The following is a 16,725-nucleotide window of genomic DNA, read 5'->3' on the forward strand; positions in this document are numbered from 1 at the left end:
TTGTTGTGGTGGTGTTTTAACTAATATATCCGACATTAGAAATACCCATTTTGGAAAAGATGTATGATATTTATTGTAAAGAATTTCACAAAGGAAGAGGCGATTCTTTGTTAGAGAAAAAGTATCAAATCCATTTACAAAATCATTACGATGCAACGAGTAGACAAGTGCAAAAGAAAGAAATAAAAGTCTTAAAAAAACACAATAATTTATTAAATGGGGAAGTTTTTCCATATCAAATTTGTTTAGAAAGCACGATGGAATATTCAAGATTTATGTTGTGGTTTGAAAAAGAAGTCCAAAAAATCGTGAAAGAACTTTGGAATCAACATTTTATTATCAAACTAACATTATCCCAATTACATTTCCGCGAAACCATTCTCTTTTTAGAGCATTTAAAAGATTTTAGTAAACGGATAACGATTGAATTTATCGGTGAAGACACACCAGAAATTAAAAAACATTTTTCTGTCCAAGAGCAAGAAGCGTTTTTTATAGGGAAACTAAGAATGCTAAAAAAATGGAAATTCATTATTTCTAAACATATCGAAGGCTGCTCAGTGGAACAAACCCTTGCTTTTACCCCGTGTCTACATGAAATAAAATACACGATGAGTCAGCAAGCACGAATGGAAGAAAATATTATCGATTTGCACATGTTCATCGATTTTTGGGAATATTGGGCAACACATAAAAAATTGAAATTCGTAGTCGAGGTGAAGGAGAAAGATTTTATTACGAAGTCTTTGATGCATAAAAAGGTCCACGTACAATTTGAGAATGCGTAGCGGAAGAATTATAGCCGAGCTCTGTTTATTCTATCACTCAAGAAGCCTGAGGGAGCTTTTTGACTGTATTTTTTTGCCAATAAGTAATCTGAAAAGTAGATATTGATAGAATAAAAAATAGCCTTATCACTTATGATAAGGCTATTACTCATTATTAAACTGTTTTTTTCTTTCGTTTGATGAAAAATAGAATACCAAAGCTTAAGCAAATAATTCCAGCCAATGACAAACTTAAGCTAGTAATATCACCTGTTTTTGGCAACGTCTTTTCGTCTACTTTTACTTGGGGTTTTTCCGTATTTTGGTCATTGTCTGCTACTTTGTTATCTGGATCTTTTGGTGGAACAGGAGCGACAGGATTATCTTTACTTGGTTCCTCTGTCACATACACAATGACGTCTTTCGTAATATCTGATTCTGCCACGCTTAGTTTTACAACATATTTACCTGGTGTTTGTAAGTCTACTACGTCAGCAAAATTGCTAGTGATGGTTTCTGTTGCTGGAGTTACGCTTGCATGGATATCTGTGAGGAAGGCTTCCTCTGTTTTTGTAGTGCCTTCTTTGTAACTAATCTCATCATCACTAGAAATGCTGACAGTTTCTTTTCCTGTATATGGCACAGTAACTCTTCCAGAAAACACACCATAGTCATTGCTTTCAAATGTGTAACTCACTTCTCCGCTATCTGGTAAATTTTCCCACGTAATAGTTCTAGTAGCTGCATCATAAACCCCACCATTTTCTGGTTTTATGATGGAAACAATGTTACCATCCTTATCTAACAGGTCTGTAGGAACAGCGTATACAAGTGTATTATTTTGTGTCGTTTGGATTGGACCTACTAATGTTTGATCCATTGCTTGGTACTCGCCATTCTCAGCAGTAAGATAATCTGGTAAGGAACTAATATCTTTTAGCTGGTTATTATTACAGCTTACATCCAATATTGTCTCTCCAACAGCTAGATTCGTTAGTTGATTGTTATTACAAGATAAAATTAATAAATTTACGTTTTTTCTAACATCTAAATTCGTTAGCTGATTGTCATCGCAATATAAAATCTCTAAAGCTAGATTTTGGGTAGTATCTAAATTCGTTAGTTGATTGTTTTCACAAGATAACTCTATTAAAGCTAGATTTTGATCAATATCTATATTCTTCAACCCATTGTTATCACAAGTCAAATATGCTAGAGCTTGATTTTGGCTAACGTCTAAGTTGGTTAACTGGTTATCAGAACAAACCAAAGTGCTTAAATTCGGATTTTGGCTAACATCTAAATCTGTAAGTTGGTTTTTAGTACAACCAAGATTTGTTAAAGCTGGATTTTGACTAACATCTAAACTGGTTAACTGATTGACATCGCAAGCCAAATAACGTAAAGCGGAGTTTTTACTAACATCTAGCTTTGTTAACTGATTTCTAGGGCAATACAAATACTCTAAAGCTGTATTTTTGCTAACATCTAGTTGTGTTAATTCATTGTTTTCACAAGTCAATTCTTCTAAAGCAAGATTTTTACTAACATCTAAATTCGCTAACGGGTTGTTAGAGCAAGCCAAGTCTTTTAGATTTAGATTTTTACTGACATCTATACTTTTTAGTTGATTATCCTCAAGATAAAGTATCTCTAATCCAGTCAAATATTCGATTCCAGTGCTATCTTCTATGCCTTGGCTCCGTGCATCTAGTTTAGTTATTTTAGCTAATTCCTCGACAGTTACAGATTCATCCACGTTTTTGTTCATTTTTTCTGCTACCGCTTTAGCTAAATTATCATCTGGAAAGTAATCATTATAAGTTTTGGTTCCTGCTTGGACAAGTTGATTTTTCAGGTTGTTATTCGTTGTTTTTTCTTTCGGTGTTTCTTTTAAATCTGTTTTTGGTAATTGATTTTCGATTTTAGTTTCATTTGCGGTTGTGCTCTCTGCTTTTACCATTGGTATCGGTAGGCTACTTGTAACGGTGGCACTTAATGCAATTATTGTAAAAAATTTGGACAGTTTCATAGTTAGTTGCTCCTTCAGTTGCTGTTGTTTAGTATAGTCAGCAGTGTTCAAACAAAATATATATTAGCACGTGAAGATGAGATTTTATATAGAAACTACCAGAAGATACAAAATATCGGCTATTTTGTGTCGAAAATGTTACGAATTGCGGTCGATTATAATATTGGAACAATACTTAAGATATTAAATTCCCTAACAATGGCTACTACGCCTTTGTTTCAGCTGTTTTTATTTTAAAAACTATTCTGTGAATTTGTCTGTTTATAGTATAAATTTACCGAAGATAGATAAAAATCCCTCTTGATACTATATGAAAAAGTAATAATAATAGTACAAACTCGTTGTGAATTTGATATATTATATATAAAGCAACTCCATCTCCTCATAATTTTACGCGAATTTTAGGGCTTTAACGAATTAGATGAAAAAAGACTAATTGTTATGTGTGGAGGAGTTTATGGGATATATACTTAAATAATACTTTTCAATGAAATAGTAGGTATTTTTAACTTGCTCATTCATTCTATTATTACTGAAGATGCTAACAACAACGAGAAGGAGATAGATTATGAAAAGCAAAACAAAACAGATTATCATGATTGGAGTGGTCCTTTTTCAATCACTCTTCGCATACCCGTTAATCACCATGGCGGAAGAAAATGAATCGAAATCAGTAAATACAGAAACCACGTTAGAGCCTAAAGTAGCTCTCGAAGAAAAAACGCCTCAGAAACCTACCCTTACCAATAATCTGAAGCAAGAAAAAACTGTCCTTCAAGCAGGCGAAACATATGAAACTGTTTTTCCTGATGCAGCTTTAGCTACTGTAATTGCAAAAGCAGCAACTGGTTCAGAGGATATCACGCAAGAAGTATCGCAAACAGACTTGAATAAAATCACTTCACTAACTGCTACATCTAAAGGGATAGTTGATTTAACAGGAATAGATTTACTTTCAAAATTAACCTCTTTAAGTATAAGCGGGAACCAAATCACTGATATTTCTGCACTCAATGGTCTCGTGAATTTGTCCAATCTAAATGTATCTAATAATAAAATAACAAGTTTCAACCTAAACGCGAATAGTAATTTACCTATGTTAAGCGCTGTTGATATTCGTAGTAATAACTTAAAAAATATAAATGTTCAAGACCAACCTAAATTACGCACCATTGAGTGTGACACAGGTAGTAGTTCAGAGTTGACAGAAGTTACGCTAAAAAATCTTCCAACTTTAATAGTTGCAGGTAATGGCTCTAGTGCTTATCAAAATGATATTGTTTTTTCTAGTACACCAGGATTAAGTAAGGTGATTCTAGAAAATTTACCATCAATAAGCTCTTCAGTACGATTAGATCGTTGCGCGATAGAAGAGTTAGTAATTAATAACCTTCCAAAAGTATCAATGGTAAATATAAGTAACAACAAAATTACTACACTAGAAGGACTTGAAAATTTATCTGCAGTAAACACTTTATACGTATCTGAGAATTTAGTGACTGAAATAGAAAGTATGCATGCCTTCCCTAAATTACAGAATTTAGAGCTGGGATGGAATGCTCTTACTAATGTGGTAATGGATCAAGTAACAGCGGAAAAACTCCCGTTATTAAGAACAATGGATGTTCGTGGTAATAATTTAATTAAGATAAATATTCAAGACCAGCCAAAATTATGGACCTTTGAGTGCGACACAGGTAGTAGTTCAGAGTTGACAGAAGTTACGCTAAAAAATCTTCCAATTTTGATAGTTGCAGGTAATGGCTCTAGTGCTTATCAAAATGATATTGTTTTTTCGAGTACACCAGGATTAAGTAAGGTGATTCTAGAAAATTTACCATCAATAAGCTCTTCAGTACGATTAGATCGTTGCGCGATAGAAGAGTTAGTAATTAATAACCTTCCAAAAGTATCAATGGTAAATATAAGTAACAACAAAATTACTACACTAGAAGGACTTGAAAATTTATCTGCAGTAAACACTTTATACGTATCTGAGAATTTAGTGACTGAAATAGAGAACCTACATGCGTTCCCTAAATTACAGACACTCACCGTAGACAATAACCATATCAGTGTATTGCCAACAAGTTTGAAAACGGAAAATCCCGTATTAACAACGCTAAGTGCGATGAATCAAACAATCACTCTAAAGCAAAAAGTTATCGTGTCAGACCTAGTTCTTGATAATGAAGTGAAGAATTTCGGTCAAATAACCACTGCCAAATCCATCTCTAATAAGGGAACCTATCAAAATAACCAAATCAAGTGGCTTTTTGAAGATATAAAAAGCGTGAATGCCGTTGATTATCAATTTAGTGAACCTGTTCAAGAGGCAACTATTCAAGGAACTTTTTCGGGGAAAGTGACACAACCAATCAAAGCATCTAAAGTACCAGTTATTAGCGCAGATGCAGAGATGAATTACCCGAAAAACGAAACGGTATCAGAAGCTGCCTTTTTCAAAGATATTTCTGCAAGCGTAACGGATGATGCAACACTAACTTCTGATTTTGAAAGTGTTGTGGACTTTGCAAAAGCGGGAACGTATGAAGTGACATTAAATGCAGTGAATGAGGATGGAGTAAAAGCGACTTCGGTGACTGTATTAGTGCATATCGCTAAGTCGCCAGCGCCAGTAATTACCGCAGATAAAGAAATCACATACACTAAAAACGCGGAAGTCAGCATCACGGAATATCTTGCAGCGATTCATGCTAAAACGAATGATGGTTCACCAATTGAAAGTGATTTCGCTACGGCTGTAAATTGGGGCACTGCAGGAGATTATACCGTAACGCTAAGGTCTACAAATGAAGATGGAGTTGAAGCAATCCCTGTAGAAGTAACTGTGCACATCGCCAAGTCGCCAGCGCCAGTAATTACCGCAGATAAAGAAATTACGTACGCTAAAAACGCGGAAGTCAGCATCACGGAATATCTTGCAGCGATTCATGCTAAAACGAGTGATGGTTCATCAATTGAAGCTGATTTAGATACGGCTGTAACATGGGGCACTGTAGGAGGTTATACCGTAACGCTAAGGTCTACAAATGAAGACGGAGTAGAAGCAATCCCTGTAGAAGTAACTGTGCACATCGCTAAGTCACCAGCACCAGTAATTACCGCAGATAAAGAAATCACGTACGCTAAAAACGCGGAAGTCAGCATAACGGAATTTCTTGCAGCGATTCATGCTAAAACGAGTGATGGTTCACCAATTGAAAGTGATTTCGCTACGGCTGTAATATGGAGCACTGCAGGAGATTATACCGTAACGTTAAAATCTACAAATGAAGATGGAGTAGAAGCAATCCCTGTAGAAGTAAAGGTGCATATCGTAGAGCCACTAGCACCAACGATTTCGAATGTGACATTTGATGTGGATGATGTACAAACGACAGAATCTCTTGAAGCTGGAGAGCTAATTTCTGAACCATTGAGCCCAACAAAAGAAGGCTATACTTTTATTGGTTGGTATGACTCGAAAACTGGTGGTAATAAATGGGATTTTACAACAGATAAAATGCCAGCATATAATATTATTCTTTATGCTCAGTTTAGTAAAGATACAAATAAAGCAGAAGCGGCCGGTGGAGATAAGCCCTCAACACCCTCTTCTATAAAAGTAAGTCCAACAGGTCAGTCCGAGAGTGGAAACTTGGAAAATAGATCTAATATTAAATTACCAGCTACAGGCGATGATAATGCAACTGTTTTATTAGTGGGCTTTGGATTACTAATGTTGGGGCTTTTCATTCGCCTTACTCAAAAAAAGCGTGCTAAATAAAAGCTCATAGAAATTTAAAAAATAGTGTAATTGGTTGCTTCTAGGAGATAAATAGTTGCAACTCACAAGGAGAGGAGACAGAGAGCTGTCTCCTCTTTTTTTGATACTGGAGTACTAAAAGATAGCAGAAAAAACGAGTAACATGTCCCAAAACAACTTTTGACTTTATGAAAAGGGGTGATAGTTTTTTTTGCCTATTATTCCCTCAAAGACGAAGGATAGTCTAATAATAGAACTTCCTCTGCGATTTAATAAGTGAAACCCAAAAATAGACACATTTTCCGGACGATTTAGTACTGACTCGAACTATCTAACTATTTCTAACATCTTATAATTAATTAGTGTCAATTTTATTCAAAATAAATTAAAAGATAGAATAGAGGGAAAGTCTTGAAAAAGAAATTTAGTATAGTTATTATCAGCGTATTGTTACTTGGTTATTTAGCGCCTTTTGATACTCTATTAGTAGGTGCAGATGAAACCACTGTCACCGAAGATACGACAGTGAAAACGGCAGAAACAGAAACTGCTACTGAAGCTACAGAAAGCGAATCTGGTTCAGACAATGAAAAGGCAGAAGAGCCAAAAGAAGCAGAAGCAAGCAAAGAAACGACAGAAAAAGAGGAAAAAGCGAAAACAAAAGAACCGGCTTCTAATATTAAAACAGAAATTAATACAGACAAAAGTCAGTTGAAACAAACTAATTTAAAAGCAGTAGTACCAGCAGGAAGCACATTTAATTCTTTGTTTCCAGACGATAATCTTGCTAAAAAATTAGCCGTGATTATCACAGGAAATGCGGCTGCAACAGGTAATGAATCAGTGGATAGTGCGGCTCTTTTAGCAATAAGCCAACTTGATTTGAGTGGGGAAACGGGCAATGACCCAACGGATATTTCTAATATTGAAGGATTACAATATTTAGAGAATTTAACGAGCCTGAATTTAAGTGAGAATAATATATCTGATTTAGCTCCAATTAAAGATTTGGTGAAGTTGGTTTCACTTAACCTTTCTTCCAATCGAACATTAGTAAACCTTTCAGGGGTGGAGAGTTTAGTTAATTTGCAAGAACTTAATGTCTCAGCAAATAAGGCTTTAGAGGATATTTCAGAAGTTGCATCGTTGCCAGTGTTAAAAGAAATTAGTGCGCAAGGCTGTAATATTAAAACATTGGAATTAGATAATCCAGCTGGCGCTATTTTGCCAGAAATAGAAACATTTTACTTGCAAGAAAATGATTTAACCGACTTAACTTCATTAGCAAAACTTCCAAAACTAAAGAATCTCTATATTAAAGGGAATGCTTCTTTAAAAAGTTTAGCGACATTAAAAGGGGCGACGAAGCTTCAATTGATTGATGCGAGTAACTGTACCGATTTAGAAACGCTTGGAGATATTAGCGGGCTTTCGGAACTCGAAATGATTCAATTAAGTGGTTGTAGTAAACTGAAAGAAATCACAAGCTTGAAGGACTTGCCTAATTTGGTGAATATTACGGCAGATAGCTGTGCAATTGAAGATTTAGGAACACTAAATAATTTACCGAAATTACAGACATTAATTCTCTCAGATAATAAAGATTTAACCAATATTAATGCAGTTACCGATATGCCACAATTAAAAACATTAGCCTTGGATGGCTGCGGAATTACATCTATTGGAACGCTTGATAACCTTCCTAAATTAGAAAAATTAGATCTCAAGGAAAATCAACTAACTAGTATAAGTGAAATAAACGACTTACCTCGATTAAGCTATTTAGATGTAAGTGTAAATTATCTTACAACAATAGGGGAATTAAAAAAATTACCACTATTAGAATGGTTGAATGTTAGTTCGAATAGGTTATCAGATGTGAGTACACTAACAAATTTCCCGAGTTTAAATTATATTAATGTATCAAATAATGTCATTAGGACAGTCGGTAAAATGACTGAATTACCTTCACTGAAGGAATTTTACGCTCAAAACAACAATATATCAGATATTTCGATGATTCACGATATGCCGAATTTAAGAAAAGTGGATGCGAGTAATAACTTAATTACAAATATAGGTACCTTTGATAATTTACCAAAATTGCAAAACCTAGATGTGCATTCAAATAGAATTACAAATACATCCGTTATACATGATTTACCAAGTTTGGAGACGTTTTATGCGCAAAATAATTTGATTACCAATATTGGTACGATGGATAATTTACCAGAATTAACTTATGTAGATTTATCTTTCAACAGAATACCATCACTTGCTCCAATTGGCGACTTACCCAAGTTAGAAATATTAAAAGTTACAGACAATTATTCTTATTTAAGAAGCCTAGGAACGATGGACGGTGTTTCTAAGCTGAGAAATTTAGAATTACAAAACAATTACCTTAATTACACTGGAACAGAAGGGAACTTAAGTGCATTAAGTGATTTAACAAATCTAACGGAATTAAATTTGCGAGATAATGGTTATATTAGTGATATAAGTGGGCTTTCCACCCTATCAAGACTAATCTACTTAAATTTAGATTCCAATAAAATTAAAGATATTTCTGCTTTGTCTAATTTGACGACTCTTCAAGAATTAACACTTGAAAACAACCAGATTGAAGATATATCAGCACTTAGTGATCTGGATAATTTAAACAAGCTAGCACTATCAAAAAATAAAATTATTGATATTAGTCCTGCCGCTAATATGGTTAATCGGGGGGCGAGTGTTACTGCGAGTAATCAAACATATACATTGCCAACTGTATTATCATATCAAAGCTCATTTACCATAGATAATCCGGTTGTTTGGTATGACGGCACACCACTAGCGCCATCATCTATAGCGCACTCTGGTACTTACAAGGATGGGGAAATAACTTGGACTAACATGACCGCAGCCTCCAGTTCCACTGAATTTAACTTTAACAGGCTAAAAGATGGTTTAACCTTCTCAGGAACAATCACCCAACCTTATAAATCTGCAGTTAAAGTAACTGCAAATGCAGAGCAAACTTATACAATTGGTGATACTATTTCAGAGGAGCAGTTTTTAAAAGATGTTAATGCAAAATCATCAGACGGTGCACCTGTTACAAGTGATTTTGCTACAGTGGTGGATTTAAACACTTTTGGTGAATATGAAGTTACTCTAACTTCTGAAAAAGATGGAATCCAAGGGGATAGTTGCAAAGTAATTGTCAAAGTTCTTCACGGAGCGCCTGTCATTTCGGCAGACCAAACAATTAATTATGATAAACATGCGACTATTACAGAGAAACAATTTTTAGAAGATGTTCATGCGAGTACGGATTTAAATACAGCTATTACAACTAATTTTAGTACAGCAGTTAACTTGAATAAAGGCGGAGATTATACCGTTGCGCTAAATTCTGAAAATGAGGACGGCGTGAAAGCTGAAACGGTCTATGTCACTGTTACTGTAGACAAAGATCCGGCGCCGATTATAAGTGCGAAAACTGACATCACTTATGACAAATTCTCTAAAAAAACCGAAGCAGCTTTCTTAGATGATATAGACGCAGATACAAATGATGGCTCTATAATAACTTCTAACTTTGCTACAGCAGTTAATTTAGATAAAGCAGGTGATTATACTGTTACTCTGAATTCTATTAATAGTGATGGTGTAGCGTCTACGCCAACTGCAATTATTGTCCATGTGGAGAAAGAGAAAATAGCAACGATTAGCGCAAATACGGCACAACAATATGAAAAATATGCAGAGATTAATGAAACGCAATTTCTAAAAGATGTTCATGCTAGTATTAACGCGAGCCCAACAACCGCAGTTTTGGAAAGTGATTTTGAAACAGTAGTTAAACTAGACGTCCCAGGAACGTACACAGTAACGATTACTGCTACAAATGAAGATGGCGGAGTATCGGCACCAAAAGAAGTTTCTGTCATAGTAAAAAAACTTCCAGCGCCAGAAATCACTGCTGATAAGGAAATAACCTATCCGAAATTTGATGAAGTAAGTGAAGCAGAATTTTTAAGTGATATTCATGCAACTATTAATGAAAAAAATGTAACGATTACAAGTAACTTCAGTGCCGATGTGAATTTAAATAAAGCTGGCGATTACACGGTAACATTAAATGCTACGAATGAAGACGGCGTAAAGGCTACACCGGTTGAAGTAATTGTACATGTTCAACAAGGAGAACGTCCTGTTATAACAGCCGATGCAACTATTTCCTATGACAAGTTCGCTAACATAACGGAAGCGAAGTTCTTAGAAGATATTCATGCAACAAGTAGTGATGGTCAAAGCTCAACTGTAATCACCTCTAATTTCGAGACCGCGACAAACTTCAAAACAGCCATGAGCTACACAGTTACGCTTAATGCTGTAAATGAAGACGGCATTAGCGCAGAACCAGTAGCAGTGACCGTTACAATAAATAAAGAACCAGCCGCGACGTTAAAAGCTGATGCAGAAGTAAGCTATGCGAAAAATGAAGCTGTAACCGAATCTGATTTCTTCAAAGATGTTCATTTAGAAGGAACGGAAGCCCCAAGTACAGCAAAAGCAACAAGTAATTTTGATTCCGTAGTAGATAGAAGTAAAACAGGAGATTATACTGTTACGATAAATGCTACAAACGAAGATGGGGCTGTCTCTACACCAATTGAAGTAATTGTTCACATTGGAGCAGAAAGTGCACCAGTAATTACAGCGAATGCAGAAGTAAAATATAACAAACATGAACAAACAGATGAAAGAAGATTTTTATATGATAGTGATGCAAAAATCGATGAAGCTAACGTGGAAATTAAAACCGATTTTGCAGAAAAAGTAGATATTAATAAAGTTGGAACTTATACGGTCACACTGACTGCTACGAATGAAGATGGCCAAGCTGCCAATCCAGTAGAAGTAAGCGTCATTGTAAGTGATGCTGCTGCTGAAAAAGTAAATGTAAAATATGTAGATGAAAATGGAGCAGAAATTAGTGCAGCGGAGACCTTAACTGGTAATCTAGATGATGCATTTTCTATTGACGCGAAATCTATAGCTGGATACAAATGTGATGCCACTTTAAGCGGCGTATTTTCAACAGTTGAGCAGACAGTTGTGTTTCATTATAAAGCAATCGAGCCTGGTGTTGTAACGATTAAATACGAAGATGCAAATGGAAAAGCAGTTGCCGAAGATAAACAAATAACTGGCGAAGTAGGAGATGATTTTGAAGCTGAGGCGCAAACGGTGAGTGGTTATTCATGCCGAGCAATTGCAAGTGGTAAGATAACAGAAGAACCGCAAACTATTACTTTCACATACACTACAGCAACGCCTTCCAAAAAATCAGGCGAAATAACAGTTCAGTATGTAGATGAGTCAGGTAAGAAATTGGCTGATTCTAAAAAGGTTACAGGGGATATTGATGATAGTTATAGTGTAGAAGCCAAGGCAATTGATGGCTATAGCGTAGTTGGCGATGATTCTGCTAAAGGTGTTTTTACCGAAAAATCGCAAACAGTTACTTTTAAATACAAAAAAAATACACAAGTTAGTAAAGATGAGCCTAAAGTTAAAGGGAAAACAAACCAACCACCAAGTGCTGATACGAAGCTAAAAGTAGACAATAATACGTTGCCTGCCACCGGAGATACTGAAAATATGGCATTAGCAGTTTTAATCGGTTTTAATATGCTACTCGTTGCTAGTATATTCCTTTTTAGAAAACCAAAAACGAACCAATAAATGGATAATCTTTAAATAATAGAAGCCTTATAGAATTCATTAAATAATGATATTTTATAAGGCTTTTATTACTTATTGAACCAAATCTAACAGGAAGTAATGATGAAAAGCTTCCTTCTAATTTCTAATGTGAACTATAAAACGTTCATGAAATGCACACAAACAATTTGTTTTTGAATGTTATAATAATATGGAAGCTTATAAAGAAGGGAGCAGGAAGATGATGAATAAAATGATTATTTATTCAAGTCAATACGGCACCAGTAAGAAATATGCAACAGAGCTTAGTCAGAAGAAAGCTATTCCAATGTATTCTGTGGAATCTATTCCTGAATCAATCGTTGAAGCCGATGAAATCATTTATGTTGGTGCGATCTATATGGGAAAAGTACTCGGATTTGATAAGTTTTCTAAAAATTATAAAACTTTGTCAAGTAAATTAATCGTTATTTCAGCTGGAATGTATGATCCAACACGCAAGGAAAATACGGATAACATCGAATTAACGGTCAAAGAAAACCTTCAAAAAACTAATTTTTTATTAAAAGACATATTTTGTTTAAAAGGGAGACTAGATACACAGCAACTCCGCTTGAAACATAAAATGTTAGTCAATGCTTTATATAAGAGTGCAAAAAGAAAAAAAGAGAGTGACTTAAATGATAATGAAAGAGATATAGTGCGTGCTTATGAAGACGATTCGCAGATTGATTTGAATAAGTTAGATGGTATTTTAGATAGAGTGTAGCTGACAACCAAAAGAAAATAGCCCAAAAGCCTGTCTTTAAAGAGAGGCTTTTTGGTATTGACTTAGTTAGAAGATGAAATGTTAATTTTTTCACTTAAAAAGCTGATTTTAAGCTGTTTTTCAATGAATTGTTTCACAGAATGCTCACAAAAGAGGTGTGCTACCGGTGATATAATGAGGGGGAAGGATTTACATAGAGAGGAAGCATGCAGATGAGAGAAATAAAAGTTAGCGAAGTAACCTTCCAACAACACGCAACCAAATTGGCAAGTGAAAGTACGGGAAGTTATTTGCCACTGAAAAACGGGAACATGGCTTATTCCAGAGCCAATTCAATTGATCAATTGCGGTCGGCATTGATTGATTTGGTAGGCGTAGTGGAGGATTTTCAACACGTGACCAAGCAAGATGCGGGCCGATTAAAGAAAATGGGTATTGCCTATGCCAAACAAGACCAATTGATGGGACAAAAAATGAATCAGTTGGAGGTGCGTTAAATGGATAGCGCACACAGCAAGCTAGAACAACAACTCCAACAAATCAAAAAAGCAAAGCTAACGGCAGAAACGAATGTCGATCAAACAAGAAGAAAACAAAATGAACAAGATTGGTTAGAAGAGGACAGCCACCAATTAACACAAGAAAAACTGGTGTTATTAGACTTTTTACGCAGTGGCTGGCAAGGCGAAGAAGCCAGTGGTTTTCATCGTTTTTTAGAAGAGCAACAACACGAAGAATCTCAGGCTTGGAGGCGTGATCTCCAGGATAAAAGAAGCGATTTAGACACGGAATTACAAGAAAATAAGGACAGGCTCCACACGTTAGAAACCAAACAAGCCACTTTGCAAAAGGAGTGGAGCAAGTGAGCCGGATAGATATGGCGGAATTGAATGACTTTCTCCACGGTTTGCGAAGTAGTAATGCCGAAGCCAAAACCATGATGAAAAAAATCAAAGAAGCGGCAATGGATTACGCCCAGGACAATCGTTTAAAAGGGGAAGCAGTTAGTACCTCCAAACGGTATTTTACGAGTACCTATACAAGTATTTGCCAGAGCATCATTGAGGCACTGGATGAAAGCGAAGAGCGACTAGCGCAATATATTCGCGAGTTCGGGAGCCAAGTGGATAGTTCGCCTTCTGCCAGAATTGATGCAGAAATCTTACAAGAAGCGATGGCCAAGGTTAGCCAGTTACAGCGAAAAGAAGAAGACTTGCATCGACAATTAACCGCACCGAACACGAAGCCGGATATGCAACAAGTCTATGCAGTGAAATCAAGAAGTGTTCATACACAATTATTGAAGGCAATCGAAAAAGAGAACATCCTAGAAAGATATTTAGCTTTTGAACAAAGTCATGGCCAGTTTTTTAGTGCGTTAGACGAACTCATTCGAGCAACCGGACGTGCGGTGCAAGAATTGTTACAACAGGTTACGTTTAATGAGAAAACGGGTACTTACTCCGTACCAACCAGTGCCAACAATAGCTTATTACTAATGAATAAAGCGCTCCAAGCAGCCCGAAAAGAAAATGGTAAAGATCCTTTTCCAAAAGCATTTGAAGATTATACTTTGTTTGCCTATACTTATGTGAATGACCAAGGCGAAACGGTGACGATGTGGCTGCTGGAAAGAGATGGCAAACGAGCAAACAACCGAGAACTGCAAGACTTCCTAGAAGAACATGGCCAAGAATTAAATCCTCTTCTTTATACCAATCTTTCCGGAGAAGAACTAGAACGGAAAGTAAATGACAGTTGGAAAGAAGGCGTGAATTACTTAAATGGTCAAAAAGTATCCGGATTTTCCGGAGGTGTGTTGAAGTCTTCTGCCTATGTGGCCAGCGTAAAAGATGCGATGGATGATGCTGGACTGACAGAAATGACATTAAGTTTAGGGTTTGGGATTGCAGCAGCTAGAAATAAAACAATAATGGTAAAGAAAGTAAAAAAACCAGAAGTTGGAAAAATTTCAGAGCGCATAAAAAATGATAGTAAAACAGTCCAAAAGAATATAGAATTAAGTAAGAAAGTTAGAGAATCTTCGAAAATGAAAGAGTATTTAAAACGAGAAAAAGTCGTTTTAGAGAAAATTAAGAAAGCCAGTGGACTTGGAAAGAATATTGAGGCTGAAAATATTCCAAAGAGACCAAGTTGGCGTCAATCTGAAATTGATGCAGAATTGGATTATAAAGGATATGGTTCTCAAAAATCTTTTTTAAATGGTAAAGAAGTACCTTATGGAACTAAAGGAAGCTCTCGCCCAGAGTTGTATAGACAAGGACATAGTATAGAAGTTAAAAATTATAATGTTCAAACCAGTTCTGGACAAAACAACTTAATTAATAACGTATCTAAACAGATAAAAGAAAGACTAACTAATTTACCACCTGGAACAGAACAAACTATCTTAATAGATGTTAGAGGTCAGAACGTATCGAATGATATTCTGAAAAATATTAGAAGTAAAATTTTAGACAAATCTGGTGTTAAAGTAGAAATAATATTTAAGAGGTGAATAATGTGGCTGTAGGTATTAAAGTAGATTTTTTATGGTTTTCTATAGGGACTAGTGATTTCTTTCATTCATTTTTTTCAACTGTATGTGTAAACTTAGAAAATATGAATTGGGGAAGCAAATTCCCTGTTGTAATGAAAGATATGTACGCTGGTTATTTGTCAAAAGAAAAAGTTGAAATTGCTCTAAAGGAATTGAAAGAAATTAAATTAGGATTGGGTGAAATTCCTCCTGAAAAAATTATATGGGATGCCGAAGATTTGGACAAGACTCCGCCTTGGGGGACACATATAAGTAAGGATATTACTAATTTAGCTCAATATTTTGTAACAACTGATGGAAACAATCTAATAAGTGTATTAGAAGAAGCTATGGAAGAAGCTATAGAAGAAGATGTGGATTTAGAAATAAAAGATTTATAAATCAAAAAGGCAATTTATCACGAGAATGGTAATCAAGTGTTAAAGCCTTGACTAGTACGCTGTAACGCCCTAACAAAGTTGCTAATAGCTAGCTGGATTCATTGTGAAAAAGGAGCAATTGAATTAGGTTGTTCCTTTTTCCACGCAACGGGATTTTTAAATGTAAAGAAGAAAGAATATCTTTGGAGCGTTATTGGTTCTATTAAGTTTAATAATTATATTAGTGTAACTGATAGGAACATATGAATAGTAATGAACAAATAGTAAAAATTAACTTATAACACTAAAAAATGATAAAAAAGACACATTGTAAATAAGAACATACGTTTGTATAATATATACAAACGTATGTTCTTATTATTTTTGGAGGTTTTGGCCATGGAAATGATGTTAATTGGGAAAAAGTATTATGAGAGAGTCAATCAACCTATTGTCACTAAAGAACGCTGGGAGCAATATTTGAAGTTAATACATGATTCTATAGACAATGATTATTCTCTCCTTTTTACCACGTATAGTGGTGGTTACGAACATCACGTTTCGGGCAAATGTTATTTATTTAATGAATCATTGAAGACGATTCTTGTATCCGGAATTATTGTACGAGATACGGAAATAATCTCGATTGAAAGGTTGTGATTTTGATGACCTATCAAGATCGAGGGATAAAAAATGGCAAGTATTTTTCTTGAGCGAACATAATGAACAAATGGATCAGCAACAAGAGTCA

The 16,725-nt window shown here is 35.3% G+C and carries 10 protein-coding genes; 9 read left to right on the forward strand and 1 reads right to left on the reverse strand.

Translation table 11 applies throughout. The features are described from left to right. The first annotated feature begins 107 nt into the window (after nucleotides 1-107). Nucleotides 108-788: a hypothetical protein gene (locus LMOATCC19117_RS01820; RefSeq protein ID WP_003740399.1), complete on the forward strand. Its 681-nt coding sequence runs from the start codon at nucleotides 108-110 to the stop codon at nucleotides 786-788. A 154-nt stretch (nucleotides 789-942) separates the two neighbouring features. Here LMOATCC19117_RS01820 and LMOATCC19117_RS01825 read toward each other — a convergent pair whose 3' ends face one another. Further along, a complete protein-coding gene (locus tag LMOATCC19117_RS01825; RefSeq protein ID WP_003728022.1) occupies nucleotides 943-2,799 on the reverse strand; it encodes a LapB repeat-containing protein in 1,857 nt (618 codons plus the stop codon). Between the two features lie 568 nt (nucleotides 2,800-3,367). Here LMOATCC19117_RS01825 and LMOATCC19117_RS01830 point away from each other — a divergent pair. From LMOATCC19117_RS01830 to LMOATCC19117_RS01865, 8 genes are all read left to right on the forward strand, one after another. Continuing rightward, entirely contained in the window at nucleotides 3,368-6,589 is a 3,222-nt protein-coding gene (locus LMOATCC19117_RS01830) for a LapB repeat-containing protein (RefSeq protein WP_003743541.1), read from the forward strand. Nucleotides 6,590-6,979: 390 nt separating this feature from the next. Next, nucleotides 6,980-12,307 carry a class 1 internalin InlI gene (gene inlI, locus LMOATCC19117_RS01835; protein ID WP_003734826.1) on the forward strand — a complete coding sequence of 1,776 codons (5,328 nt, stop codon included), beginning with the start codon at nucleotides 6,980-6,982 and terminating at the stop codon, nucleotides 12,305-12,307. A 223-nt stretch (nucleotides 12,308-12,530) separates the two neighbouring features. Continuing rightward, nucleotides 12,531-13,055 carry a flavodoxin domain-containing protein gene (locus LMOATCC19117_RS01840; protein ID WP_003724264.1) on the forward strand — a complete coding sequence of 175 codons (525 nt, stop codon included), beginning with the start codon at nucleotides 12,531-12,533 and terminating at the stop codon, nucleotides 13,053-13,055. A 212-nt stretch (nucleotides 13,056-13,267) separates the two neighbouring features. After that, complete coding sequence (locus LMOATCC19117_RS01845; protein WP_003734825.1) at nucleotides 13,268-13,552, forward strand: DUF3130 domain-containing protein; 285 nt, start codon at nucleotides 13,268-13,270, stop codon at nucleotides 13,550-13,552. Then, nucleotides 13,553-13,921: a hypothetical protein gene (locus LMOATCC19117_RS01850; RefSeq protein WP_003734823.1), complete on the forward strand. Its 369-nt coding sequence runs from the start codon at nucleotides 13,553-13,555 to the stop codon at nucleotides 13,919-13,921. Next, nucleotides 13,918-15,573 carry an LXG domain-containing protein gene (locus LMOATCC19117_RS01855; protein WP_014929022.1) on the forward strand — a complete coding sequence of 552 codons (1,656 nt, stop codon included), beginning with the start codon at nucleotides 13,918-13,920 and terminating at the stop codon, nucleotides 15,571-15,573. The genes LMOATCC19117_RS01850 and LMOATCC19117_RS01855 overlap by 4 nt, the downstream gene beginning before the upstream one ends. 5 nt (nucleotides 15,574-15,578) lie before the next feature. Then, entirely contained in the window at nucleotides 15,579-15,995 is a 417-nt protein-coding gene (locus LMOATCC19117_RS01860; RefSeq protein WP_003734821.1) for an Imm70 family immunity protein, read from the forward strand. A gap of 378 nt (nucleotides 15,996-16,373) precedes the next feature. Then, the gene (locus LMOATCC19117_RS01865; protein ID WP_003734820.1) at nucleotides 16,374-16,634 is read left to right on the forward strand and encodes a hypothetical protein; all 261 of its coding nucleotides are present in this window, start codon (nucleotides 16,374-16,376) and stop codon (nucleotides 16,632-16,634) included. The last annotated feature ends 91 nt before the right edge of the window (nucleotides 16,635-16,725 follow it).

This window comes from Listeria monocytogenes ATCC 19117 (assembly GCF_000307025.1).
GTDB lineage: Bacteria > Bacillota > Bacilli > Lactobacillales > Listeriaceae > Listeria > Listeria monocytogenes_B.

Excerpts from the sequence above, each read along its gene's own strand:
- LMOATCC19117_RS01840 (WP_003724264.1), top strand. The coding sequence starts at position 12,531 with ATGAATAAAATGATTATTTATTCAAGTCAATACGGCACCAGTAAGAAA.
- LMOATCC19117_RS01830 (WP_003743541.1), top strand. The coding sequence starts at position 3,368 with ATGAAAAGCAAAACAAAACAGATTATCATGATTGGAGTGGTCCTTTTT.
- LMOATCC19117_RS01865 (WP_003734820.1), top strand. The coding sequence starts at position 16,374 with ATGGAAATGATGTTAATTGGGAAAAAGTATTATGAGAGAGTCAATCAA.
- LMOATCC19117_RS01845 (WP_003734825.1), top strand. The coding sequence starts at position 13,268 with ATGAGAGAAATAAAAGTTAGCGAAGTAACCTTCCAACAACACGCAACC.
- LMOATCC19117_RS01850 (WP_003734823.1), top strand. The coding sequence starts at position 13,553 with ATGGATAGCGCACACAGCAAGCTAGAACAACAACTCCAACAAATCAAA.
- LMOATCC19117_RS01825 (WP_003728022.1), bottom strand. The coding sequence starts at position 2,799 with ATGAAACTGTCCAAATTTTTTACAATAATTGCATTAAGTGCCACCGTT.